Origin of the sequence: Streptomyces griseus, assembly GCF_001715295.1 — a bacterium.
GTDB lineage: Bacteria > Actinomycetota > Actinomycetes > Streptomycetales > Streptomycetaceae > Streptomyces > Streptomyces griseus_G.
This window is the reverse complement of the sequence record NZ_MDKB01000004.1, coordinates 286,832-311,333: the sequence shown is the minus strand read 5'-3', so window position 1 is coordinate 311,333 and position 24,502 is coordinate 286,832. Positions and strand designations below refer to the sequence as shown.

19 protein-coding genes and 2 pseudogenes are annotated in these 24,502 nt (G+C 70.1%); 16 read left to right on the top strand and 5 right to left on the bottom strand.

What is annotated here, in order from left to right; genetic code table 11:
- Positions 1 to 377 precede the first annotated feature (377 nt).
- Positions 378 to 1,143, bottom strand: a pseudogene (locus BA175_RS22985) (IclR family transcriptional regulator).
- Positions 1,144 to 1,382: 239 nt separating this feature from the next.
- Between BA175_RS22985 and metH the strand changes: the two are divergent.
- From metH to BA175_RS22970, 3 genes are all read left to right on the top strand, one after another.
- On the top strand, positions 1,383 to 4,895 hold the full coding sequence (gene metH / locus BA175_RS22980) for a methionine synthase (protein ID WP_069173394.1): 3,513 nt from the start codon (positions 1,383 to 1,385) through the stop codon (positions 4,893 to 4,895).
- 191 nt (positions 4,896 to 5,086) lie between these two features.
- Complete coding sequence (locus BA175_RS22975) at positions 5,087 to 5,788, top strand: HAD family hydrolase (RefSeq protein WP_069173393.1); 702 nt, start codon at positions 5,087 to 5,089, stop codon at positions 5,786 to 5,788.
- 287 nt (positions 5,789 to 6,075) lie between these two features.
- On the top strand, positions 6,076 to 7,671 hold the full coding sequence (locus BA175_RS22970) for an ABC transporter substrate-binding protein (protein WP_069173392.1): 1,596 nt from the start codon (positions 6,076 to 6,078) through the stop codon (positions 7,669 to 7,671).
- 134 nt (positions 7,672 to 7,805) lie between these two features.
- Here BA175_RS22970 and BA175_RS22965 read toward each other — a convergent pair whose 3' ends face one another.
- Together BA175_RS22965 and BA175_RS22960 are read right to left on the bottom strand one after the other, a co-directional pair.
- Positions 7,806 to 8,477: a response regulator gene (locus tag BA175_RS22965; RefSeq protein ID WP_069173391.1), complete on the bottom strand. Its 672-nt coding sequence runs from the start codon at positions 8,475 to 8,477 to the stop codon at positions 7,806 to 7,808.
- Positions 8,478 to 8,487: 10 nt separating this feature from the next.
- Positions 8,488 to 9,333, bottom strand: coding sequence for a RecB family exonuclease (locus BA175_RS22960; RefSeq protein ID WP_069173390.1), 846 nt, complete (start codon positions 9,331 to 9,333; stop codon positions 8,488 to 8,490).
- Positions 9,334 to 9,503: 170 nt separating this feature from the next.
- On the opposite strand from BA175_RS22960, the gene BA175_RS22955 reads away from it, so the two are divergent.
- The 3 genes from BA175_RS22955 (at position 9,504) to BA175_RS22945 (ending at position 12,530) form a co-directional block, all read left to right on the top strand.
- Positions 9,504 to 10,754 (top strand): site-2 protease family protein, encoded by a 1,251-nt coding sequence (locus tag BA175_RS22955; protein ID WP_069173717.1) that lies wholly within the window; start codon positions 9,504 to 9,506, stop codon positions 10,752 to 10,754.
- Positions 10,755 to 10,816: 62 nt separating this feature from the next.
- Complete coding sequence (locus BA175_RS22950) at positions 10,817 to 11,725, top strand: tRNA (adenine-N1)-methyltransferase (protein WP_069173389.1); 909 nt, start codon at positions 10,817 to 10,819, stop codon at positions 11,723 to 11,725.
- A gap of 208 nt (positions 11,726 to 11,933) precedes the next feature.
- Entirely contained in the window at positions 11,934 to 12,530 is a 597-nt protein-coding gene (locus BA175_RS22945; protein ID WP_069173716.1) for a hypothetical protein, read from the top strand.
- 4 nt (positions 12,531 to 12,534) lie between these two features.
- Here BA175_RS22945 and BA175_RS22940 read toward each other — a convergent pair whose 3' ends face one another.
- On the bottom strand, positions 12,535 to 12,846 hold the full coding sequence (locus tag BA175_RS22940) for a ferredoxin (RefSeq protein ID WP_069173388.1): 312 nt from the start codon (positions 12,844 to 12,846) through the stop codon (positions 12,535 to 12,537).
- A gap of 241 nt (positions 12,847 to 13,087) precedes the next feature.
- On the opposite strand from BA175_RS22940, the gene arc reads away from it, so the two are divergent.
- The 6 genes and pseudogenes from arc to prcA all read left to right on the top strand — a co-directional run bounded on the left by arc (position 13,088) and on the right by prcA (position 19,072).
- On the top strand, positions 13,088 to 14,854 hold the full coding sequence (arc, locus tag BA175_RS22935) for a proteasome ATPase (protein ID WP_069173715.1): 1,767 nt from the start codon (positions 13,088 to 13,090) through the stop codon (positions 14,852 to 14,854).
- Positions 14,855 to 15,089: 235 nt separating this feature from the next.
- Positions 15,090 to 16,601, top strand: coding sequence for a depupylase/deamidase Dop (dop, locus tag BA175_RS22930; RefSeq protein ID WP_069173387.1), 1,512 nt, complete (start codon positions 15,090 to 15,092; stop codon positions 16,599 to 16,601).
- Between the two features lie 120 nt (positions 16,602 to 16,721).
- Positions 16,722 to 16,940 carry a ubiquitin-like protein Pup gene (locus BA175_RS22925; protein ID WP_069173386.1) on the top strand — a complete coding sequence of 73 codons (219 nt, stop codon included), beginning with the start codon at positions 16,722 to 16,724 and terminating at the stop codon, positions 16,938 to 16,940.
- A gap of 280 nt (positions 16,941 to 17,220) precedes the next feature.
- Positions 17,221 to 17,395 (top strand): annotated as a pseudogene (locus BA175_RS31890) (endonuclease domain-containing protein); the annotation flags it as partial.
- Positions 17,347 to 18,192 carry a proteasome subunit beta gene (prcB, locus tag BA175_RS22920; RefSeq protein ID WP_069173385.1) on the top strand — a complete coding sequence of 282 codons (846 nt, stop codon included), beginning with the start codon at positions 17,347 to 17,349 and terminating at the stop codon, positions 18,190 to 18,192. The pseudogene BA175_RS31890 and the gene prcB, both read left to right, overlap by 49 nt.
- Before the next feature lie 55 nt (positions 18,193 to 18,247).
- The gene (prcA, locus tag BA175_RS22915; RefSeq protein WP_069173384.1) at positions 18,248 to 19,072 is read left to right on the top strand and encodes a proteasome subunit alpha; all 825 of its coding nucleotides are present in this window, start codon (positions 18,248 to 18,250) and stop codon (positions 19,070 to 19,072) included.
- Between the two features lie 55 nt (positions 19,073 to 19,127).
- Here the strand turns inward: prcA and BA175_RS22910 are convergent, their stop codons facing one another.
- Positions 19,128 to 20,165, bottom strand: coding sequence for a LacI family DNA-binding transcriptional regulator (locus BA175_RS22910; protein WP_069173383.1), 1,038 nt, complete (start codon positions 20,163 to 20,165; stop codon positions 19,128 to 19,130).
- 139 nt (positions 20,166 to 20,304) lie between these two features.
- Here BA175_RS22910 and BA175_RS22905 point away from each other — a divergent pair, with 139 nt between their 5' ends.
- From BA175_RS22905 to BA175_RS22890, 4 genes are all read left to right on the top strand, one after another.
- On the top strand, positions 20,305 to 21,564 hold the full coding sequence (locus BA175_RS22905) for an MFS transporter (RefSeq protein ID WP_069173382.1): 1,260 nt from the start codon (positions 20,305 to 20,307) through the stop codon (positions 21,562 to 21,564).
- Positions 21,565 to 21,573: 9 nt separating this feature from the next.
- Complete coding sequence (gene pafA, locus BA175_RS22900) at positions 21,574 to 22,935, top strand: Pup--protein ligase (protein WP_069173381.1); 1,362 nt, start codon at positions 21,574 to 21,576, stop codon at positions 22,933 to 22,935.
- Between the two features lie 124 nt (positions 22,936 to 23,059).
- A complete protein-coding gene (locus BA175_RS22895; RefSeq protein WP_069173380.1) occupies positions 23,060 to 23,995 on the top strand; it encodes an FKBP-type peptidyl-prolyl cis-trans isomerase in 936 nt (311 codons plus the stop codon).
- 43 nt (positions 23,996 to 24,038) lie between these two features.
- A complete protein-coding gene (locus tag BA175_RS22890) occupies positions 24,039 to 24,413 on the top strand; it encodes an FKBP-type peptidyl-prolyl cis-trans isomerase (RefSeq protein ID WP_069173379.1) in 375 nt (124 codons plus the stop codon).
- The last annotated feature ends 89 nt before the right edge of the window (positions 24,414 to 24,502 follow it).

The window sequence follows — 24,502 nt, the reverse complement described above, 5'->3', positions numbered from 1 at the left end:
GGATCGCGCCCCAGGTGGGTATCCGTCGTGTACGGCGGACGCCACCTGTGAGGGCTTGACCGGCCCTCGGCACTGTCACACTCTAACGCGTATTGCCGTTAAGTGTTCGGCAATGCCGACCGGTGAACGGCAATGTTTCTCCCCAATGAACGACGCGTCAAGAGTTCCGGTGGTCCGGAGTCGGCACGGAGCCCGATCGTTACCGAGGGGTCGGGGTCCTCCCGGACGTCCCGGCGGGGCGGCCGGCGGCGCCGGGCGCGGGGCGTCGCGAGGCGGAGGGGCGCCGGCCGGCCGCAGGGCCGCGGACTCCCCGGAAGTGTGACGAGGGGGCGCGGCCGTCGTCGCGTGGCCGCGGCGGTGCGGCGCCGAGGGTGCGCTCAGAAGCGCCCGGCCCCCAGGTCCCGCGAGACGGCACGGGCGCAGTCCCGTACGGCGGCGACGAGCTCGGGCCGCAGGTCGCCGCCGGTGCAGACGCGCTCCACGGCGCCCGTCACGGCCACGGCGCCGACGGGCATCCTGCGCCTGTCGTGGATCGGCGCGGCCACGGCCGCCACCCCCCTCCCAGGTCTCCTCCACGTCGGCCGCCCACCCCTGGGCCCGGATCACGTCCAGCAGGGACTCGAACTCCTGCGTGCCGGTGACCGTGCGCTGGGTGAAGGCCCGCCGCTCCGAGTCGACGGCCTCGCTGTGCGCGACGGGGTCGTAGGCGGAGAGCACCTTGCCCAGGGCGGTGGAGTGCAGCGGCTGCATGGCGCCGACCTCGAGGACCTGCCGGCTGTCGTCGGGCCGGAAGACGTGGTGGACGATCAGGACCCCGTGCTGGTGCAGTACGCCGAGGTGGACGCTCTCCCCGCTGGAGCGGGCCAGGTCGTCGGTCCACACCAGGGCGCGGGCCCGCAGCTCGTGCACGTCGAGGTAGCTGTTGCCCAGGCGGAGCAGCTCGGCGCCGAGCTGGTAGCGGCCGGATGCCGGGTCCTGCTCGACGAAGCCCTCGAGCTGGAGCGTGCGCAGGATTCCGTGGGCGGTGCCCTTGGCCAGCCCGAGGGAGGAGGAGATGTCGGACAGCCCGAGCCGACGCTCGCCGCCCGCCAGCAGACGCAGCATCGCCGCTGCCCGCTCGAGCGACTGGATGTTCTTGGCCATCGCGCCGTACTCCTCCACCTCGGTTCGACAATGCTGAACACTATCGGTCGATGCCGACCTGTGTCTGGCCGCGCGACGATTCTGCGCCACCACGCGGACGGGGCCGCGCCCCGGACAGCATGCAGTCCGTCCCCTGGAACACGGCTACCGGCCCGGCCCCGCCCCGCTACGCTGGCCGCGTGCCCTCCTCCGCAGAAGGGCGCAAAGCCGACAGCCGTCGCATCCCAGGGAGAACATCCATGGCCTCGTCGCCGACCCCCTCCGCTGACAGCCGGACCCGAGCCGCAGCGCTCCGTGAGGCCCTTGCCACCCGTGTGGTGGTGGCAGACGGTGCCATGGGCACCATGCTCCAGGCCCAGGACCCCACCCTCGAGGACTTCGAGAACCTCGAAGGCTGCAACGAGATCCTGAACGTGACCCGGCCCGACATCGTGCGCTCGGTGCACGAGGAGTACTTCGCGGTCGGTGTGGACTGCGTCGAGACGAACACCTTCGGCGCGAACGCCTCCGCTCTGGGTGAGTACGACATCCCCGGCCGGATCCACGAGCTCTCCGAAGCCGGTGCCCGCCTCGCCCGCGAGGTGGCCGACCGCTTCACCGAGTCCACCGGCCAGCAGCGCTGGGTCCTCGGCTCGATGGGCCCCGGCACCAAGCTGCCGACGCTCGGCCACGCCCCTTACACGGTCCTGCGCGACGGCTTCCAGCAGAACGCCGAGGGTCTGATCGCGGGCGGCGCCGACGCCCTCATCGTCGAGACCACCCAGGACCTCCTGCAGACCAAGGCCGCCGTGCTGGGTGCGCGCCGCGCCTTGGCGGCGCTGGGCAGCGACCTCCCGGTGCTGTGCTCCCTGGCCTTCGAGACGACCGGCACCATGCTGCTCGGTTCCGAGATCGGTGCGGCGCTGACCGCGCTGGAGCCGCTCGGGGTCGACATGATCGGTCTGAACTGCTCGACCGGCCCCGCGGAGATGAGCGAGCACCTGCGCTACCTCACCCGCCACTCCCGCATCCCGCTGCTCTGCATGCCGAACGCCGGACTGCCGGTGCTCACCAAGGACGGGGCGCACTTCCCCCTCGACGCCGAGGGGCTGGCCGACGCCCAGGAAACCTTCGTACAGGAGTACGGACTCTCTCTGGTCGGCGGATGCTGCGGTACGACGCCGGAGCACCTGAGGCAGGTCGTCGAGCGGGTCCGCGGCGCGGTCCCCGGAGTGCGTGATCCGCGCCCCGAGCCGGGCGCGGCCTCCCTGTACCAGACGGTCCCGTTCCGCCAGGACACCTCGTACCTGGCGATCGGCGAGCGGACCAACGCCAACGGGTCCAAGAAGTTCCGCGAGGCGATGCTGGAGGCCCGGTGGGACGACTGCGTCGAGATGGCCCGTGAGCAGATCCGTGAGGGCGCTCACATGCTCGACCTGTGTGTCGACTACGTGGGGCGCGACGGGGTCGCGGACATGGAGGAGCTGGCCGGCCGGTTCGCCACCGCCTCCACGCTGCCGATCGTGCTGGACTCCACGGAGCTGCCCGTCCTGCGGGCGGGGCTGGAGAAGCTGGGCGGGCGCGCGGTCATCAACTCGGTCAACTACGAGGACGGGGACGGGCCCGAGTCGCGGTTCGCGAAGGTCAGCGCCCTGGCCGCCGAGCACGGGGCCGCGCTGATCGCGCTGACCATCGACGAGGAGGGCCAGGCCCGTACCGTCGAGCACAAGGTGGCCGTCGCCGAGCGGCTCATCGAGGACCTGACGACGAACTGGGGCATCCACGAGTCGGACATCCTCATCGACTGCCTGACCTTCACCATCTGTACGGGTCAGGAGGAGTCCCGCAAGGACGGCATCGCCACGATCGAGGCGATCCGTGAGCTGAAGCGGCGCCGGCCCGGGGTGCAGACCACCCTGGGCCTGTCGAACATCTCCTTCGGCCTCAACCCCGCCGCCCGGGTGGTGCTGAACTCCGTCTTCCTCGACGAGTGTGTGAAGGCGGGCCTGGACTCCGCGATCGTGCACGCCTCGAAGATCCTGCCCATCGCCCGGCTGGAGGAGGAGCAGGTCAAGGTCGCCCTCGACCTGATCCACGACCGGCGGGAAGAGGGATACGACCCTCTCCAGCGGCTCATGGAGCTCTTCGAGGGCGTCAACATGAAGTCGATGAAGCAGGGCAAGGCCGAGGAACTGCGGGCGCTGCCGCTGGACGAGCGGCTCCAGCGGCGCATCATCGACGGGGAGAAGAACGGCCTGGAGGCCGACCTCGACGAGGCCCTGCGGACGCAGCCCGCCCTCGACATCGTCAACAACACCCTCCTGGAGGGCATGAAGGTCGTCGGAGAGCTGTTCGGCTCCGGGCAGATGCAGCTGCCGTTCGTGCTGCAGTCCGCCGAGGTCATGAAGAGCGCGGTCGCCTACCTGGAACCCCACATGGAGAAGACGGACGACGAGGGCAAGGGCACGATCGTGCTGGCCACCGTCCGCGGCGACGTCCACGACATCGGCAAGAACCTGGTCGACATCATCCTGTCCAACAACGGCTTCAACGTGGTCAACCTGGGCATCAAGCAGCCCGTCTCCGCGATCCTGGAGGCAGCGGAGGAGCACCGGGCCGACGTCATCGGCATGTCCGGCCTGCTGGTGAAGTCCACCGTGATCATGAAGGAGAACCTCCAGGAGCTGAACCAGCGCAAGATGGCGGCCGACTACCCGGTGATCCTGGGCGGTGCCGCCCTGACCCGGGCCTACGTCGAACAGGACCTGCACGAGATCTACGAGGGCGAGGTCCGCTACGCCCGCGACGCCTTCGAGGGCCTGCGGCTGATGGACGCCCTCATCGCGGTCAAGCGCGGGGTCCCCGGCGCCACCCTCCCCGAGCTCAAGCAGCGCAGGGTGCCCAAGCGCGACACCGCCCTGCCGGAGGCCCCGGAGCCGGAGGAGGGCGTGCGCTCCGACGTGTCCGTCACCAACCCGGTCCCCGAGCCGCCGTTCTGGGGCACCCGGGTGGTCAAGGGCATCCAGCTCAAGGAGTACGCCTCCTGGCTGGACGAGGGCGCCCTCTTCAAGGGCCAGTGGGGCCTCAAGCAGGCCCGCGCCGGCGACGGGCCGTCGTACGAGGAGCTCGTCGAGAGCGAGGGCAGGCCGCACCTGCGCGGCTGGCTCGACAAGCTCCAGACCGAGAACCTGCTGGAAGCCGCCGTCGTCTACGGCTACTTCCCCTGCGTGTCCAAGGGCGACGACCTGATCCTGCTGCACGAGGACGGCTCGGAGCGCACCCGCTTCACGTTCCCCCGCCAGCGCCGGGGCCGTCGCCTGTGCCTCGCGGACTTCTTCCGGCCCGAGGAGTCGGGGGAGACCGACGTGGTCGGCCTCCAGGTCGTCACGGTCGGTTCGAGGATCGGCGCCGAGACCGCCAAACTCTTCGAGGCGAACTCCTACCGCGACTACCTGGAACTGCACGGGCTCTCCGTGCAGCTGGCCGAGGCCCTCGCCGAGTACTGGCACGCACGGGTGCGCGGTGAACTCGGATTCTCGGGCGAGGACCCGTCCGACGTCGAGGACATGTTCGCCCTGCGCTACCGGGGCGCGCGCTTCTCCCTGGGGTACGGGGCCTGCCCCGACCTGGAGGACCGCGCGAAGATCGCCGCGCTCCTGGAACCGGAGCGCATCGGGGTGGAGCTCTCCGAGGAGTTCCAGCTGCACCCCGAGCAGTCCACCGACGCCATCGTCATCCACCACCCCGAGGCGAAGTACTTCAACGCACGGTGACGCGGTCGCGTCCTGCCCGGCGGACGGCGGGCAGGACGCGACGGTCCTCGGGGCGCGGTTCGACGCGCGGTAACCGCGCGTTCCACGCGTCGTATGCGGACGAGTCGTACAATGGTCGGTCCAGCGCGGGCCGGTCACCCTTCCCACCGGGGAGGTGGCCGGCCTTCTCGTCCCCCATGGAGGTGTGCCGGATGACCAGTACGGTCCCCGCGTCCTTGACCCGTACGGCCGAAGGATCCGCCCTGCAGGCGGTCCTTCTCGACATGGACGGCACGCTGGTCGACACCGAGAACTTCTGGTGGGACGTGGAGGCCGAGGTGTTCGCGGACCTCGGGCACCGGCTCGACGAGAGCTGGCGTGACGTGGTCGTCGGCGGTCCCATGACCCGCAGCGCCGGCTACCTCATCGAGGCCACCGGCGCGGACATCGCCCTCGACGAGCTCACCGTGCTGCTGAACGACCGCTTCGAGAAGCGGGTGGGACTGGGGGTGCCCCTGATGCCCGGCGCCGCGCGGCTCCTCGCCGAGCTGGCCACCCACGAGATCCCCACCGCCCTGGTCTCCGCCTCGCACCGGCGCATCATCGACCGGGTGCTCGACTCGGTCGGCCACCACCACTTCGCGCTCACGATCGCCGGGGACGAGGTCACCCGCACGAAGCCCCACCCCGAGCCCTACCTCGCCGCGGCCGCCGGGTTCGGCGCGGATCCGTGGCGCTGCGCGGTCATCGAGGACACCGCGACGGGCGTGGCCGCGGCGGAGGCGGCTGGCTGCCGGGTCGTCGCCGTGCCGTCGGTGGCGCCGATCGCCCCCGGACCGGGGCGAGTGGTCGTTCCCTCTCTCGAACAGGTGAATCTCCGGTTCCTGCATGATCTGGTCGGCCAGGACAGGTGATCTTTGGCGTGATCAGGTGCATGCCCATGCGGCGATTCGAGCCCGGATGTGACGTTGCTCACGCGTCTCGGTGTTCCGGGTCCCGCGGGACCGGCTGCGCTGCCCGATATGGGCGTCCAAAAGTCCGGTTGGTGGAGCTGTGCACGAAACATTCCGGGGCGTGACATAGACAGGCCGTCATGGGCGATCACCGAACGGATACGGGTCCGGATCACGCCGGTAGGGCGTCTTGGCAGCGCCTACTAATGTCAGTTTTCTCGCATGCCGTGATGAGGGAGAACGCCCAGATGAACCGCAAGACGTTGGTGCTGCCGGCCGTAGTGGGCCTGCTCGCGCCTGTGCTCGCCGCCTGTGGCGGGTCGGACGCCGCGGGCGATGCCATCGTTGTCGGTACGACGGACCAGTTCAGCGCCTCCGCGGACACCCCGGCGCCGTTCGACCCGGCGATCGCCTACGACGCAGGTATCTGGAACGTGCTGCGCCAGACCGTGCAGACCCTCACGCACATACCGCGCGGCGGCGGCGAGCCGGTGCCCGAGGCGGCCGAGAGCTGCGCCTTCACCGACACGGAGAACGAGAGCTACCGCTGCACGCTGCGTGACGGGCTCACCTTCGCCGACGGCACACCCGTCACCCCGGAGGACGTGAAGTACTCCATCCAGCGCGTCCTGGACATCAAGGACGAGGCCGGACCGGTCGGTCTGCTCGCCAACATCGACACGATCGAGACCAAGGGCGAGAACCAGGTCGTGTTCCACCTGCGCACCTCGGACGCGACCTTCCCGTACAAGCTGGCCACGCCGCCCGCGGGCATCGTCCAGAAGGACAAGTACCCGGCGAAGACGCCCCGTGAGGGCTTCCAGGTCGACGGGTCCGGCCCGTACACCATGAAGCCCGAGGTCAAGGACGACCAGGTCGTGAAGCTCGTCTTCACGAAGAACCCCAAGTACAAGGGCGACCTGAAGATCCTGAACAACGAGGTCGAGATGACCCCCTTCCCTGACGCGGAGGCGATGGGGAAGGCCCTCGACGACAAGAAGATCGACATGATGACCCGCACCATGTCGCCCGAGCAGGCCCAGGAGATGCTCGCCGAGCCCAAGGACGGCATCAAGCTCACGGAGATGCCCGGCCTCGCCATCAGCTACCTCGGCTTCAACACCGAGGACCCGGTGGTGAAGGACAAGGCCGTCCGGCAGGCCATCGCCCAGGTCATCAACCGCGGCAGCATCGCGAGCAAGGTGTACGGCAGCACGGCCGAGCCGCTGTTCTCGCTGATCCCCTCCGGTATCACCAACCACACCAACTCCTTCTTCAACAAGTACGGCGATCCCGACGTCTCCAAGGCCGCCAAGACCCTGGACAAGGCGGGCATAGACACGCCGGTGAAGTTCACGCTTCACTACACGACCGACCACTACGGTCCGGCGACCAAGGCCGAGTTCGAGCTGCTGGCGAAGCAGCTCAACGCCTCCGGGCTCTTCGAGGTCAAGGCCGAAGGCACCCCCTGGGCGAAGTACCGGCCGGCGCAGAGCAAGGGCGAGTACGCGGTGTACGGCATGGGCTGGTTCCCGGACTTCCCGGACCCGGACACCTACACCGCGCCGTTCCTCGACAAGGACAACTTCCTCAACTCGCCGTACGCGTCGGCCGCCATCCAGAACACGCTCATCCCGCAGTCCCGGCGCGAGGCCGACCGCAGCGCCGCCGCCGAGACCTTCGCGAAGATCCAGAACATCGTGGCCGAGGACGTCCCCCTCCTGCCCGTCTGGCAGGGCAAGCAGTACGTCGCCTCGCTCGACGAGCTGACCGGCGTGGAGTGGGCCGTCACCTCCTCGGCCGACCTGCAGCTCTGGGAGCTGGGCCGGGGCACCGCCTCCTGACCTCCGCGTGAACGGCGATGCGGCCCGGGGCTCCCCAGCCCCGGGCCGCATCGCCGTTCACGCGGACACCCGCGTCACCCTGCGGGCCCCGGCGCCGCGCGGAGCGGGTCGCCGGGGCCGGGTGGCTCCCCGGGTCACTGGGCCCCGGGTCGCACCAGGCCGCTCTCGTAGGCGTAGACGGCCGCCTGCACCCGGTCGCGCAGTCCCAGCTTCGTCAGCACGTGGCCCACGTGGGTCTTGACCGTCGTCTCGCTCACGAACAGGTCGGCCGCGATCTCCGCGTTGGACAGCCCCCGCGCCACCAGCTTCAGCACCTCCACCTCGCGCTCCGTGAGCGTGTTCAGGGCGTCCGACACCGGCTCCTCGCCCGACGGGAGGTGATCGGCGTACTTGTCCAGCAGCCGGCGCGTGATGCTCGGCGCGAGCATCGCCTCACCCCCGGCCACCACCCGGATGGCCTGCACCAGCTCGTTGGCCGGAGCGTCCTTCAACAGGAAACCGCTCGCTCCGGCGCGCAGCGCCTCGACCACGTACTCGTCGAGATCGAACGTCGTCAGCACGAGGACCTTCGCCGGGCCGTCGCGCCCGGGGCCCGTGATCTGCCGGGTCGCCTCGACGCCGTCCATCCGCGGCATGCGGATGTCCATCAGCACCACATCGGGCTGCAACGCGCGCACCTGATCGATGGCCTGGAGGCCGTCACCGGCCTCGCCGACCACCGCGAGGTCGCCCTCCGCCTCCAGAATCATCCGGAAACCGGTGCGCAGCAGCGGTTGATCATCGACCAGCAGGACGCGGATAGCCACGGAATCTCCTTCAAGGGCCTTCGAGGGCCTCCGGTCGGCCGGTGCCGGCCCGGACCGGCTCCATTCTGCCCTGCACACCCTCCACCGGATCCGCCGGGCGGACGGACAGCGGATAGACCGGGGGAGTCCCGCCGAACTCGGGACACACCGCCCGGTGGTCGCACCAGCCGCACAGCTTCGTCGGCCTCGGCCGCCACTCGCCCGTCTCCGTGGCCAGCCGGATCGCCTCCCACAGCGCCACCAGCTTGCGCTCCACCCGCTCCAGGTCGGCCGGAACCGGGTCGTAGGTGAGCACGTCGCCGCTGCCGAGGTAGACGAGCTGGAGCCGGCGGGGCACCACGTTCTTCAGGCGCCGGATCACCAGGGCGTAGAACTTCATCTGGAAGAGCGCGCCCTCGGCGTACTCAGGACGCGGGGCCTTGCCCGTCTTGTAGTCCACGATCCTGACCTCGCCCGTGGGAGCGACGTCCACGCGGTCGATGACCCCGCGCAGCCGCAGCCCCGACTCGAGCTCGGTCTCGACGAACAGCTCCCGCTCGGCAGGCTCCAGACGCGTCGGGTCCTCCAGCGAGAACCAGCGCTCCACGAGCTGTTCCGCCTGCCTCAGCCAGCCGGCGAGCCGCTCCCCGTCCGCGTCCCCGGCGAAGAGCTCGGTCAGCTCCGGCTTCGACTCGAGCAGCCGGTCCCACTGGGCGGGGATGAGCGCCTTGGCCTGGGGGGCCGTACGCTCGCCCGCCGGCACGTCGAACAGCCGCTCGAGGACGGCGTGGACCAGCGTGCCGCGGGTAGCCGCCTCACTGGGCTTCTCGGGGAGCTTGTCGATGACCCGGAAGCGGTAGAGCAGGGGGCACTGCATGAAATCGCTCGCGCGCGACGGCGACAGGGACGAGGGTGGCCGGGGCGGGCGCGATACGGAGGTCATGTCGCAGACCCTACGGCCCGCCACCGACACCGAGCGGCATACCATCGACCACAGAGCTCGCACACTGCATGATCGTGGCAGACGCCACCGACCGGAGGGATCCCGTGGACGAGAGCGGCGACAGCGGGCGCCCGCAGCCCGGCGCAGGGGGCAAGGACCCCGGCACCGGCCCCGGGAAGGGCGCACCGCGACGGCCGGATGATCCCGGCGGCGGCCTCCTCATGGGCCGTCCCTTCGGCGTGCCGGTGTACGTGGCACCCAGCTGGTTCGTCGTCGCCGCGCTGATCACCTGGGTCTTCGGAGGCCAGCTCGACCGCGTGCTGCCCGAGCTCGGCGGACTCCGTTACCTGGTCGCCCTCTTCTTCGCGATCGCGTTCTACGCCTCGGTCCTCGTCCACGAGCTCGCCCACACCGTCGCCGCGCTGCGCTACAAACTGCCGGTCCGGCGCATCCAGCTCCAGTTCTTCGGCGGCGTCTCCGAGATCGAGAAGGAGTCCGAGACCCCGGGCCGGGAGTTCGTCCTCGCCTTCGTGGGACCCCTCCTCTCCCTCGTGCTCGGCGGCCTCTTCTTCGTCCCGCTCCAGTTCGTCGAGGCGGGCACCGTCCCCGGCGTGCTCCTGGCCGGCCTGATGGTCTCCAACCTCATCGTCGCCGCCTTCAACCTGCTCCCAGGCCTCCCCCTGGACGGCGGCCGTATGCTCCGTGCCGTCGTCTGGAAGCTCACGGGCAAGCCCATGAGCGGCACCGTCGCCGCGGCGTGGGTCGGCCGTGGCCTGGCCGTCACCGTCCTGATCGGACTCCCGCTCCTCACCCACACCGGCGCCCTCGGCAACGCCTCCAGCAAGGTCGGCGGGGTGGAGACCGTCACCGACGCCCTGCTCGCCGCCATCCTCGCCGGGATCATCTGGACCGGAGCGGGCAACAGCCTGCGCATGGCCCGGCTGCGCGAGCACCTTCCGGACCTGCGGGCCCGGGCGCTCACCCGGCGCGCCGTCCCGGTGGAGTCCGCCACCCCGCTCTCCGAGGCGCTGCGGCGTGCCAACGAGGCGGGGGCCCGCGCCCTCGTCGTCGTGGACGGCCAGGGCAACCCCAAGGGGGTCGTCCGCGAGACCGCCATCGTCGGTGTGCCCGAGCACCGCAGGCCCTGGGTGGCCGTCAGCGGCCTGGCCCAGGACCTCACCGAGGGGATGAAGGTGCCCGCCGAGCTCGCGGGCGAGGCGCTCCTGGACCGTCTCAAGGCGACCCCGGCCACGGAGTACCTCGTCGTCGAGGAGACCGGGGAGATCTACGGCGTGCTGTCCACCGCCGACGTCGAACGCGCGTTCGTCGCAGCCATGGCCCGTCCCGCGTCCTGACCGCCGGCCGGCCCGCCGCGGCCCCCGGAAACGCGGCCGCCGAATACCGGTAGGCTGATCGCATGTCCGAACCGACCGGTGCCGCCCGCCGTCGCGGCCCATTCACAGTCGGGGACCAGGTCCAGCTCACCGACCCCAAGGGACGCCACTACACCTTCACGCTCGAAGCCGGAAAGAACTTCCACACCCACAAGGGTTCTTTCCCGCACGACGAGCTGATCGGTGCTCCCGAGGGCAGTGTTGTCCGTACCACGGGAAACGTCGCCTACCTCGCGCTGCGCCCCCTGCTCCCCGACTACGTCCTGTCCATGCCCCGCGGTGCCGCCGTGGTCTACCCCAAGGACGCGGGGCAGATCCTGGCCTTCGGTGACATCTTCCCCGGTGCCCGCGTCGTCGAAGCCGGCGTCGGCTCAGGAGCCCTCAGCACCTTCCTCCTGCGCGCCATCGGCGAGCAGGGGATGCTGCACTCCTACGAGCGCCGTGAGGACTTCGCCGAGATCGCCCGGCAGAACGTGGAGCGCTACTTCGGCTCCCCGCACCCCGCCTGGCAGCTCACCGTCGGCGATCTCCAGGACAACCTCGCGGACACCGACGTCGACCGCGTCGTCCTGGACATGCTCGCCCCCTGGGAGTGCCTGGAGGCCGTCTCCAAGGCGCTCGTGCCCGGGGGCATCCTCTGCGCGTACGTCGCGACCACCACCCAGCTCTCGCGGACCGTCGAGTCCATCCGTGAGATCGGCTGCTTCGCCGAACCGCAGCCCTGGGAGTCGATGATCCGCAACTGGCACGTCGAGGGTCTGGCCGTCCGCCCCGACCACCGGATGATCGGCCACACCGGCTTCCTCGTCACCGCCCGCCGCCTCGCGGACGGCGTCGAACCCCCGCTGCGCCGTCGCCGCCCCTCCAAGGGCGCCTACGGCGAGGACTACGACGGTCCCGGCAGCCGGAGCGGCTCCGCACCGCGCGACTGAACCCGTACCCACGACGGCGCCGCCGCCCCGTTCCCGGACCGACCCGGGGGCGAGCCGGCGGCGCCGTCGCGTGGCGGCGGGCCGACCGGTGGTGACCCCGCCGTTCCCCCGGAGTGTGAGGTGTGGCACGATGCTGGCCACCCCCCGCCCGCCGGCCCCGCCCGGCACCGCCTGCCCCGGCTTCCAGGACCCACAGGAGACATACCGCGTGCAGACCTCCGCGCTCCCGGACCTCGCGCACACCGGCGCCAAGCCGGTGCACTGGCTCGCCACGGCCGCGGCGATGGCCGCGGTCGTCGCCGGGGCGGGGCTGCTCCAGCCCGGCGGGGCGACCGCGACGGCCTCCGCGTCCGAGCACCGCGCCACCGCCCCGCACGGCAGCGCACAGGCCGCCGCGGCTCCCGACCCCGCCCGGGCCGACTTCCCGCTCGACTGCGGCGCCGTCGGCCGCACCGTGGCCCGGAAGGCACCCGGTGACCTCGACGGCGACGGCAGGCCCGAGACCGTGGCCGTGGTCCACTGCGCCGCCGGATCCGGCACGCCGCCCAGCGGGGTCTACGTCCTGACACAGACGGGCGGGGCCGCACCCCGGGTCGTCGCGACCCTGGTGGACCCCGCCCGGAAGCTGACGGTCACGGATGTCGCCGTCCGCGGCGGCCGGGTCTCGGCGACCCTGCTCGGCTACTCCTCGACCGGCGTACCACGCTGCTGCCCCGACGTGCGGGAGAGCGCCACCTGGCAGTGGAAGGGCAGCGCGTTCGTCGAGACCACCGGCCCCGCGTCGGCCCCCGGTCGCAGCGCCTGAGGCGCTACGCCGCGTCCGGCCCGTAGACCTCGACCCTGTCCGACACACGCCGTACGTGGATGCAGTCGCCCGGGCAGTCCTTGGCCGAATCCGCCACGTCCCGGAGCAGCGGCAGTGGCACCGGGGTGGTGGCGCCCTTGTCCTGGAGGAGCTCGTCGTCCGCGCTCTTCACGTACGCCAGCCCGTCGATGTCGAGCTCGAAGACCTCAGGTGCGTACTGCACGCAGATGCCGTCGCCCGTACAGAGGTCCTGGTCGATCCAGACCTCGAGGTCCTGCGCGTCGCCGCCGCCCGGAGCGTCCTGCTGCACGGTCATGTGTCCTGCCGTTCCCTGCGTATCCGCACCAATTGAAGCCTGCCCTGACGGGTGTTGAACGCTTCGACGATACAACCGGCGGCTTTCCGATGCCGAAGGGTGGGTATTCCCCTGGCGTGAGGGAGAGCGCAGGGGTGAAGATCGGACACGCCCCCAGGTCTTTGTGATCTAGGGGTTTCAATCATCACTCACCCAGGTAGGGTCAGGAAGCGTCCAGCTCCCCTTGGAGGAGGTGAGGACCGTGGCAGCCCACGACGACGACATCAACCGCGGCATCCGGCCCGGGCGGGGGTCAGAAGACCCTGCCGGCCAGGTTGCCTTTCTCGAGCAGGAAATCGCCGTCCTGCGACGTAAGCTCGCCGACTCTCCGCGTCATACGAGGATTCTCGAAGAGCGGATCGTCGAGTTGCAGACCAACCTCGCAGGCGTGTCCGCACAGAACGAGCGGCTCGCCGGCACACTCCGGGAGGCCCGCGACCAGATCGTGGCCCTCAAGGAGGAGGTCGACCGGCTCGCGCAGCCGCCGGCCGGCTTCGGTGTCTTCCTGCAGGCCAACGAGGACGGCACCTGCGACATCTTCACCGGGGGCCGAAAGCTCCGGGTGAACGTCAGTCCCAGTGTCGAGCTCGACGGCCTGCGAAAAGGCCAGGAAGTCATGCTCAACGAGGCGCTCAACGTGGTCGAGGCCATGGAATTCGAGCGGGCCGGGGACATCGTCACCCTCAAGGAGATCCTCGAGGACGGCGAGCGTGCCCTGGTGATCGGGCACACCGACGAGGAACGGGTGGTGCGGCTCGCGGAGCCGCTGCTGGACATCACCGTCCGCCCCGGCGACGCCCTCCTGCTGGAACCCAGGTCCGGCTACGTCTACGAGGTGGTCCCCAAGAGCGAGGTCGAGGAACTCGTCCTCGAAGAGGTTCCGGACATCGACTACGACAAGATCGGCGGTCTGGGCGACCAGATCGAGCTGATCCGCGACGCGGTCGAGCTCCCCTACCTCCACCCGGACCTCTTCAAGGAGCACGAGCTCCGTCCGCCGAAGGGCATCCTGCTCTACGGCCCCCCCGGCTGCGGCAAGACGCTCATCGCCAAGGCCGTGGCCAACTCCCTGGCCAAGAAGGTCGCCGAGGTCACCGGGCAGCCGGCGGGGAAGAGTTACTTCCTCAACATCAAGGGTCCCGAGCTCCTCAACAAGTACGTCGGCGAGACCGAGCGGCACATCCGCCTCGTCTTCCAGCGTGCCCGGGAGAAGGCGAGCGAGGGCACCCCCGTCATCGTCTTCTTCGACGAGATGGAGTCCCTCTTCCGCACCCGCGGTTCCGGCGTCAGCTCGGACGTGGAGAACACCATCGTCCCGCAGCTGCTCGCCGAGATCGACGGGGTGGAGGGCCTGGAGAACGTCATCGTCATCGGCGCCTCCAACCGCGAGGACATGATCGACCCCGCCATCCTGCGCCCCGGACGTCTCGATGTGAAGATCAAGATCGAGCGGCCGGACGCGGAGGCCGCGAAGGACATCTTCGCGAAGTACCTCACCTCGTCGCTCCCGCTGCACGCGGACGACCTGGCCGAGCACACGGGGTCGAGGGAGGCCGCCGCCCACGCCATGATCCAGTCGGTCGTGGAGCGGATGTACACGGAATCCGAGGAGAATCGCTTCCTCGAGGTCACCTACGCCAACGGCGACAAGGAAGTCCTGTACTTCAAGGACTTCAACTCCGGAGCGATGATTCAGAACATCGTGGACCGGGCGAAGAAAATGGCCATCAAGGCATTCCTCGAGCAGGGCCAGAAGGGTCTGCGCGTCTCCCATCTCCTCCAGGCGTGTGTGGACGAGTTCAAGGAGAACGAGGACCTGCCCAACACCACCAATCCGGACGACTGGGCCAGGATTTCCGGAAAGAAGGGCGAGCGGATCGTGTTCATCCGCACGCTCGTCACCGGAAAGCAGGGCGCGGACACCGGTCGCTCCATCGACACGGTGGCGAATACCGGACAGTACCTGTAAGACGCGGATCGGCTGCGGACGCCCGGGAGGGGGTCCGCAGCCGGCTGTTTTCCCGGCAGTTCCGGCCTCACCCGAACAATGACCTAATTGATCTCCCCACCGGCGCAGAGGCGCTCTAGGCTCTGCCGTACCGCCGAGTCGCGCAGTGCGGGGACGCCGCCGCACGCGCAGGGACCAGCAGCGGTACTTGAGCGCCGCTCCCGGACGGGGAGCGCCGCCGGGCAAGGAGGGCCGCATGACCGTACGGCGAGTGATGGGCATCGAGACGGAGTACGGGATCTCCGTCCCCGGTCAACCCAACGCCAATGCCATGCTCACCTCGTCCCAGATCGTCAACGCCTACGCGGCGGCGATGCACCGGGCGCGCCGCGCCCGCTGGGATTTCGAGGAGGAGAATCCGCTGCGCGACGCGCGAGGCTTCGACCTCGCCCGCGAGACCGCCGACTCCAGCCAGCTTACCGACGAGGACATCGGCCTCGCCAATGTCATCCTCACCAACGGTGCCCGGCTCTACGTCGACCACGCGCACCCCGAATACAGCTCACCCGAGATCACCAACCCCATGGACGCGGTGCTCTGGGACAAGGCCGGTGAGCGCGTGATGGCGGAGGCCGCCGAGCGGGCCGCCGCGATCCCGGGCGCCCAGCCCATCCACCTCTACAAGAACAACACCGACAACAAGGGCGCGTCCTACGGAACGCACGAGAACTACCTGATGAAGCGGGAGACGCCCTTCTCCGACATCGTGCGCCATCTGACCCCGTTCTTCGTCTCCCGTCAGGTGGTGACCGGCGCCGGCCGGGTCGGCATCGGCCAGGACGGCAACGAGCACGGTTTCCAGATCAGCCAGCGCGCCGACTACTTCGAGGTGGAGGTCGGCCTCGAGACCACGCTGAAGCGCCCGATCATCAACACCCGCGACGAACCCCACTCCGATGCCGGGAAGTACCGCAGGCTGCACGTGATCATCGGCGACGCCAACCTCTCCGAGATCTCGACCTACCTCAAGCTCGGCACGACCTCCCTGGTCCTGGCCATGATCGAGGACGGGTTCATCAACGTCGACCTCGCGGTCGACCAGCCGGTGCGCACCCTGCACCAGGTCTCGCACGATCCGGACCTCCGCCAGCTGATCACCCTGCGCAGCGGCCGGACACTCACCGCGGTCCAGCTGCAGATGGAGTACTTCGAGCTGGGCCGCAAGTATGTGGAGGAGCGGTACGGGGCGGACGCGGACGAGCAGACCAAGGACGTGCTGGCCCGTTGGGAGGACACGCTCAACCGCCTGGAGAACGATCCGATGAGCCTCTCCGGCGAACTGGACTGGATCGCCAAGCGGGAGCTCATGGAGGGCTACCGGCGTCGCGACGGCGTGGACTGGGACGCCCCGCGCCTGCATCTGGTGGACCTCCAGTACGCCGACGTACGGCCGGACAAGGGCCTGTACAACCGTCTGGCGGCCCGCGGGAAGATGAAGCGCCTGCTCGACGAGAGCGACGTGGAGAGGGCCCGTACGAAGCCGCCCGAGGACACCAGGGCTTATTTCCGCGGCCGCTGCCTGGAGCAGTACGCGGACGACGTGGCCGCTGCCTCCTGGGACTCGGTCATCTTCGACCTGCCCGACCGTGACTCTCTGCAACGGGTGCCCACGATGGAACCACTGCGCGGTACACGCAGTCACGTCGAGGGGCTGCTGGACCGCTGCCGTACGGCGGAGGAGCTGGTCCGGACGCTGACGGGGGGCTGAAAGGCGTTCCGGCTGGGAATCAATCAGATGACCTGGGGACGTTGACTCAAGTACCGGGCCAATGTCGGACCGCGTAGGTAGGGTCTGATCAAGTGCTTCGAACCGAGCGGGGTGAGCTATATGGCGACCAAGGACACCGGCGGCGGACAGCAGAAGGCGACACGTTCCACCGAGGGGACCGAGGAGCAGGCGCAGGACGCGCAGGCCTCCGAGGACCTCAAGGAGCGCCAGGAGAAGCTGAGCGACGACGTCGACGACGTCCTCGACGAGATCGACGACGTACTCGAGTCCAACGCCGAGGATTTCGTGAGGTCATTCGTCCAGAAGGGCGGGGAGTAAGGGCTGTCCCGCAATTCCCGGCGGGCGCGCGACGACAGTTGCGGCACCTCGCCGCGTTGTCGGAACGTCCGCATGCATCCGGTGTGCGGACGTCCCTCGGTCGTGCGATGCACCGCATCCGACGCCGCGCGCTGGTCCACCGGGATGTGCGGGACAACCCGTGGCCCCGGGCCCGGTCCGGACTGCTCGACGGTCGGCTCCCGCCGCCGGCGGACGCTTCCGCGGGACGGCGCGTGCCCACGCAGGGCCGTCCCGCGGAAGCGCTTCTGCGTCAGGACAGGTTGATCACGGTCACGGGGCGGGTAGGGTCCGTGGCGTACCGCCGCAACCGCAATCCGGCCATCGGCAAGTTGGGGGATGATCCTGACTCCTTGCGCAGGGCCATCGCATACCTGGAGGGAAACGCGTGGAAGCCAACACTCGTAGCACCGGGCGTCTACCAGCTGCCTTCCTGACGCCGGGTTCGTCCTCGTTCATGGACTTCCTGTCCGACCACTCACCGGAGATCCTTCCCGGCAACCGCAGCCTGCCGCCGCTGCAGGGCGCCATCGAGGCGCCGCACGGCACGACCATCGTCGCGGCCAGCTTCCCCGGCGGAGTGGTCCTCGCCGGTGACCGGCGGGCGACCATGGGCAACATGATCGCCCAGCGCGACATCGAGAAGGTCTTCCCCGCCGACGAGTACTCCGCGGTGGGCATCGCAGGTACGGCGGGTCTCGCCGTGGAGATGGTGAAGCTGTTCCAGCTGGAGCTGGAGCACTTCGAGAAGGTCGAGGGCGCCACGCTCTCGCTGGAGGGCAAGGCCAACCGGCTCTCCACGATGATCCGCAGCAATCTGGCGATGGCGATGCAGGGGCTCGCGGTCGTCCCGCTGTTCGCGGGGTACGACGTCGACCGTGAGAAGGGCCGGATCTTCTCCTACGACGTCACCGGCGGCCGTTCCGAGGAACACGGTTACGCGGCCACCGGCTCCGGATCGGTGTTCGCCCGCGGGTCGATGAAGAAGCTCTACCGCGAGGACCTGACGGAGGAGCAGGCGCTCACCCTGGTCGTGCAGGCGCTGTACGACGCGGCCGACGACGACTCGGCGACCGGGGGCCCGGACGTGGCCCGCCGGATCTACCCGATCGTCACCGTCATCACCGACGAGGGCTTCCGCAAGCTGGACGACACGGAATCCTCGGAGATCGCGCGAGCGATCCTGGAGCGCCGGCTCGAGCAGCCCGACGGCCCCCGTGCCGCGCTGCTCTGACCGGCCCGATGCTTCTCCGATGCACTCGTCACTGACAGAAAGGGACGGATAGCCGGTGTCGACGCCGTTCTATGTCTCACCCCAGCAGGCCATGGCCGACCGGGCGGAATACGCCCGCAAGGGCATCGCCCGCGGTCGTAGCCTGGTCGTGCTGCAGTACGCCGACGGCATCGTGTTCGTCGGCGAGAACCCGTCCCGCGCGCTGCACAAGTTCAGCGAGATCTACGACCGGATCGGCTTCGCCGCCGCCGGCAAGTACAACGAGTACGAGAACCTCCGTATCGGCGGCGTGCGCTACGCCGATCTGCGCGGCTACACCTACGACCGTGACGACGTGACGGCCCGCGGGCTGGCCAACGTCTACGCGCAGACGCTGGGCACCATCTTCTCCAGCCAGGCGGAGAAGCCGTACGAGGTGGAGCTGGTGGTCGCCGAGGTCGGCGACGGGCCCGAGGGCGACCAGATCTACCGGCTGCCGCACGACGGTTCGATCGTGGACGAGCACGGCTCGGTCGCGGTCGGCGGCAACGCGGAGCAGATCAGCGGGTTCCTGGATCAGCGCCACCGCGACGGGATGTCGCTCGCCGAGGCGCTGAAGCTGGCCGTGCAGGCCCTGTCCCGCGAGGCCAACGGCAACGAGCGGGAGATCCCCGCCGAGCGTCTGGAGGTCGCGGTCCTGGACCGTACGCGGCCGCAGAAGCGCAAGTTCAAGCGGATCGTCGGGCGGCAGCTGGCGCGGCTGCTGGACGCGGACGGCGCGACCTCCACTCCGACGGACGCACCGTCCGACACGGAGGACACCGACGCCCCGGACGCCCCGAAGACCCCGGACGCCTCGGACACTCCGGCCAAGGGCGGCGACGAGTCCCCGCAGGAGTAGCACGCACCGCACCGTGTCCGGTGCCCCCGGCCGCTGTACGCGGCCGGGGGCACCGTCATGACCGGGCGCGGGCGGGTGGCGGGGCGGTGGAGCCCCGGACCACCAGGCTCACGGGCAGGTCGCCGCGGTCCGCCGGGCGGCCGTCCAGGACGGCGAGCAGCGCCCGCATGCCGCGCTCGCCCACCTGCTCGGCCGGCAGCCGCACCGTGGTCAGCTCCGGTTCCACGGCGGTGGCCAGGGCCAGGTCGTCGAAGCCGGTCACGGAGATGTCGTCGGGCACCCTCAGCCCCCGCCGCCGTACGGCCTTGCAGGCGCCCGCGGCCAGGATGTCGTCGTCGCAGACGATCGCCGTCGGCAGCGGCCCCGGGGCCGCGAGGACCTCCTCCACGGCCTCCAGGGCGGAGCGCACGTCCAGCGCGGCCGTCACGGTGTGCAGAGCGGTGTCGGGGACGGCGCCCAGGGTCCGTCCGAGCGCCCGGGCGCGGACCGTGAAGGTCCAGGTGTCCACGGCCGAGGCGAGGTGGACCAGGCGGCGGTGGCCGAGAGCGAGCAGGTGCTCCGCCACCTGACGCATGCCGTCCGCGATGTCGAGGTTCACGCTGGCCGCCGGGCCGGGGTCGTCCGGGTCGCTGTCCAGCATCACCAGCGGCAGGCCGGCTCCCCGCAGGGCCCCCAGGGCCCCGGCGGCCATGGAGGAGGCGATCACCCCGTCGAGGGCCGCCCGGGCGGAGGCGAACGGGTCCCGGGCCGGACCGGTGCCGTCGGGCGACGGGTAGAGCACCACGCCGAAGTCGTGCTCGGCCGCGACGGCGGCGGCGCCGGTGTGGACCCGGGCGAAGAACTCGTTGGTGAGCGCCGGGACGACGAGCAGCGCCGTGCGGGTGCGGCCCAGTCGCAGGCTGCGGGCGGCCAGGTTCGGCCGGTAGCCCAGGTCCCTGGCGGTGCCGCGCACACGGTCGGCGGTGGCCTCGGAGACCCGCCCCCGCCATTTGCCCCCCAGGACCAGCGAGACCGTGGCCTGGGAGACGTCGGCCGCCCGTGCCACGTCACGGCTGGTGGGCCGGGGCGGGGCCGGCTGCTGCGCGCTGCTCACTCGTGCCTCCGTGGTGGACCGGCCGGGTGCCGTGGGATGGACTCGGGACTGCGCACATGGTACGTATGAGCTCCGGCGTTATACGTAAAACCCCGAGGCTGCGGCACCCGTCGCGCCCGGCGGGGGAGAGGGGCGGGACATGGCCGCGGGCTATCTGGACATCCTCCGGGCGCGGCACGCCGCCCGGCTGCTGACGGGGACGCTGGTGGGGCGCCTGCCGAACGGCACCGCCCACATCGCCATCGTCCTGTTCACCCGGGCCGAGGGCGGCAGCTACACGCTGGCCGGCGCCCTGGCCGCCGCGTACGGCCTCGCCACCGCCGTGGGCCAGCCCCTGCTGGGCAGGGCCGTGGACCTGCACGGCCAGCCGCGGGTCCAGCTCCCCGCCGCGGTGCTCTCCGCACTCGGCATGGCTCTCCTGGCCCTGGTGGGCCTGGACGCGCTCCCCGTCGCCTATGCGGCGGTGATCGTGGCCGGCGTCTTCACGCCACCGCTGGAGGGCGGGCTGCGCGCCCTGTGGCCGACCGTCCTCGGCAGCGAGGACCGCGTCCACCGCGCGTACGCCATGGACGCCGTGGCCCAGGAGGTCATGTTCACCGTCGGCCCGCTCCTCGTGACGGTCCTGGTGTCGCTCTGGTCGCCGGCCGCGGCCCTGCTGGTCATCAACGCCATAGGCGTCCTCGGGGCGCTGAGCGTGGTGCTCTGCGAACCCTCCCGCACCTGGCGTTCCGCGCCCCGCGAGGCGCACTGGCTCGGGGCCCTGCGCTCCCCGGGGCTGCTGGCGCTGCTCGGCGCCTTCTTCTTCGTCGGGCTCGCGCTCGGCTCGATCACCGTCGCGGGCGTCGCGTACGCCGACGACCAGGGCCGGGAGTCCGTGTACGGCTGGCTGATGGCGGCGCTCGGCCTGGGAGCGCTGATCGGTGGTTCGCTCTACGGTGCCCGGCAGTGGGCCGGGGCCCCCGAGCGGCGGCTGCGGGTCATCGTCGCGCTGCTGGCGCTCGGCTACCTCCCGCTGACGCTGACACCCGGAGTGCCGGCCATGACCGCCCTGGCCGCGCTGGCCGGAGTGTTCCTTGCCCCGGCGATCGCCTGCTCCTTCATCGTCGTGGACCGGCACGCGCCCCGGGGCACGGTCACCGAGGCGTTCTCCTGGCTCGTGACGACGTTCGGGGTGGGCGCGGCGGCCGGAACGGCCGTGGCGGGCCCGGCCGTCGAGCTCGGCGGGACGGCATGGAGCTTCGCCGTGGCGGGGGCCGGGGGAGTGGCGGCCCTGCTGGTCCTGATGGCCACCGGGAGGGTCCTCGCAGTTCCCGTCCGTACGCCCGGCGTTGTGGCCGGATCGGAAAATGATCGAAACGGTGCAGCCGAACCCGGTTTCAGCTCAGGCCGTAAGGCGTAATGTTCAGTCATGGACCGCCGCATTTTCGGGCTGGAGAACGAGTACGGCGTCACGTGCACGTTCAGGGGACAGCGCCGACTGTCACCTGACGAAGTGGCGCGCTACCTCTTCCGCCGTGTTGTGTCATGGGGCCGCAGCAGCAATGTCTTCCTGCGGAACGGCGCCCGCCTCTACCTCGACGTGGGCTCGCATCCGGAATACGCGACGCCGGAATGCGACAACGTGACCGAACTGGTCACGCACGACAAGGCGGGCGAACGCATTCTCGAGGGCCTGCTCGTCGACGCCGAACGCCGCCTGCACGAGGAGGGAATCGCGGGCGACGTCTATCTCTTCAAGAACAACACCGACTCGGCGGGAAACTCCTACGGGTGCCACGAGAACTACCTCGTGGCCCGGCACGGAGAATTCTCCCGGCTCGCGGACATCCTCATTCCGTTCCTCGTCACCCGGCAGCTGATCTGCGGCGCGGGCAAGGTGCTGCAGACCCCGCGCGGAGCCGTCTACTGCGTGAGCCAGCGGGCCGAGCACATCTGGGAGGGCGTCAGCTCCGCGACGACGCGTTCCCGCCCGATCATCAACACCCGGGACGAGCCGCACGCCGACGCGGAGCGGTACCGCCGCCTCCACGTCATCGTCGGCGACTCCAACATGTCCGAGACGACGATGCTGCTCAAGGTCGGCGCCACCGACCTGGTGCTCCGCATGATCGAGGCGGGCACGGTGATGCGGGACCTCACCCTGGAGAACCCGATCCGGGCCATCCGCGAGGTCAGCCACGACACGACGGGGCAGCGCAAGGTGCGCCTGGCCAGCGGCCGTGAGGCCTCGGCCATAGAGGTGCAGCGCGAGTACTACGAGAAGGCCGTGGACTTCGTCGACCGCCGGGGCATCCGCACCGGCACCGTCGCCCAGGTCCTCGAACTGTGGGGCCGCACCCTGGACGCCATCGAGGCCGAGGACCTCGACCGGATCGGCACCGAGATCGACTGGGTCATGAAGTACAAGCTCATCGAGCGGTACCGGGCCAAGCACAACATGACCATGTCGAACCCGAGGGTCGCTCAGATAGACCTCGCCTACCACGACATCCACCGCCGGCGGGGGCTCTACTACCTGCTGGAGCGCAAGGGCCAGGCGACCCGCATCTGCAACGACCTGAAGATCTTCGAGGGCAAGTCCGTGCCCCCGCAGACGACCAGGGCGCGGCTGCGCGGCGACTTCATCCGCCGGGCCCAGGAGCAGCGGCGGGACTTCACCGTCGACTGGGTCCACCTCAAGCTCAACGACCAGGCGCAGCGCACCGTGCTGTGCAAGGACCCGTTCCGCTCCGTCGACGACCGGGTGGAGAAGCTGATCGCGGGCATGTGATCCGGAACCCGGCACGACCCGGTCCCGTGCGCGACAGGGCCCCGTACGTTCCTCGTACGGGGCCCCGCGCTCGGCCTAGAGTGGCGGGGACCTATGTACGTGCCGTCTGAGATCTGAGGAATTCGTGCGCCGACTTGCCGGCCTTCTCGTCGTCCCCCTTCTGCTGCTGTCCGCAGCCGCGTGCGGCGACGACAAGGCCTCCGACTCCGCCTCGTCCACGAACGGAGCTCCCGCGATCACCGCGGGAGAGAAGTTCGGCGAGAAGCCCACCCTGGCGAAGGGCGAGGGCGACCCACCCAAGGAACTGAAGACCGACGTCATCAGTGAGGGTGACGGCGCGAAGCTCAAGAACGGCGACGCGATCCAGGTCAACTACCTCGGCCAGTCCTGGGACTCCACCAAGCCGTTCGACAACAGCTTCGACCGCAAGCAGCCCTTCGACCTGACGCTCGGCGCGGGAATGGTCATCCAGGGCTGGGACAAGGGCCTGGCCGGCCAGAAGGTCGGCAGCCGCGTCGAGCTGGTCATCCCGCCGGACCTCGGCTACGGCGAGCAGGGGCAGGGGGACATCAAGCCCAACTCCACCCTCGTCTTCGTCGTCGACATCCTGAAGGCACAGCAGATCCCCGCCTCCGCCAAGGGCAGCGAGGTCGCCCAGGACAACATCGACCTGCCGAAGGTGGGTACCAACACCGACGGCAAGGCGCCGACCGTCACGATCCCCAAGACCGACCCGCCGAAGAAGCTGGTCTCCACCTACATCCTGGAGGCCAAGGGTGACGTCATCAAGGAGACCGACAGCGTCGTGGTGAACTACGTGGGCCTGCTCTGGAAGGGCTCCAAGCCCTTCGACAGCACCTACGAGGCGGGCAAGACCCAGACCTTCCCGCTCGCCCAGGTCACCCTCAAGGGGCTGAAGAACGGGCTGATCGGCAAGACGGTCGGCAGCCGCGTGCTGCTCGTCGTCCCGCCGGACCAGGGCTTCGGCGACCAGGCGCAGCAGACCATCCCCGCCAAGTCGACGCTCGTCTTCGCCGTGGACATCCTGGCGAAGATGTAAGACTGTCCCGGTTGCCCAGTTCATCAGTAAGAGGAGCAAGTCAGTGAGCATCGAGAAGCCCGAGATCGACTTCCCGGGTGGCGAGCCGCCGGCCGACCTGGAGATCAAGGACATCTGGGAAGGCGACGGACCGGTGGCCGAGAAGGGCCAGACCGTCTCCGTGCACTACGTGGGCGTGGCGTTCTCGACCGGCGAGGAGTTCGACGCCTCGTGGAACCGCGGCACCCCGCTGCAGTTCCAGCTCGGTGCCGGTCAGGTCATCGCGGGCTGGGACCAGGGCGTGCAGGGCATGAAGGTCGGCGGACGCCGTCAGCTGACCATCCCCGCGCACCTCGCCTACGGCGACCGCGGCGCGGGCGGCGGCGCCATCGCCCCGGGCGAGACGCTGATCTTCGTCTGCGACCTGGTCGGCGTCTGAGCCGTCCCGGTACAGGAGCGAGGGCCCGCGCCGCAAGGCGCGGGCCCTCGCTTTGGTCCGGACACCCCGGGGCGGTACGGTCGACGGTC

Coding starts and splice junctions, on each gene's coding strand:
- metH (WP_069173394.1), top strand. CDS start 1,383: ATGGCCTCGTCGCCGACCCCCTCCGCTGACAGCCGGACCCGAGCCGCA.
- BA175_RS22975 (WP_069173393.1), top strand. CDS start 5,087: ATGACCAGTACGGTCCCCGCGTCCTTGACCCGTACGGCCGAAGGATCC.
- BA175_RS22970 (WP_069173392.1), top strand. CDS start 6,076: ATGAACCGCAAGACGTTGGTGCTGCCGGCCGTAGTGGGCCTGCTCGCG.
- BA175_RS22960 (WP_069173390.1), bottom strand. CDS start 9,333: ATGCAGTGCCCCCTGCTCTACCGCTTCCGGGTCATCGACAAGCTCCCC.
- BA175_RS22950 (WP_069173389.1), top strand. CDS start 10,817: ATGTCCGAACCGACCGGTGCCGCCCGCCGTCGCGGCCCATTCACAGTC.
- BA175_RS22940 (WP_069173388.1), bottom strand. CDS start 12,846: ATGACCGTGCAGCAGGACGCTCCGGGCGGCGGCGACGCGCAGGACCTC.
- dop (WP_069173387.1), top strand. CDS start 15,090: ATGACCGTACGGCGAGTGATGGGCATCGAGACGGAGTACGGGATCTCC.
- BA175_RS22925 (WP_069173386.1), top strand. CDS start 16,722: ATGGCGACCAAGGACACCGGCGGCGGACAGCAGAAGGCGACACGTTCC.
- BA175_RS22905 (WP_069173382.1), top strand. CDS start 20,305: ATGGCCGCGGGCTATCTGGACATCCTCCGGGCGCGGCACGCCGCCCGG.
- pafA (WP_069173381.1), top strand. CDS start 21,574: ATGGACCGCCGCATTTTCGGGCTGGAGAACGAGTACGGCGTCACGTGC.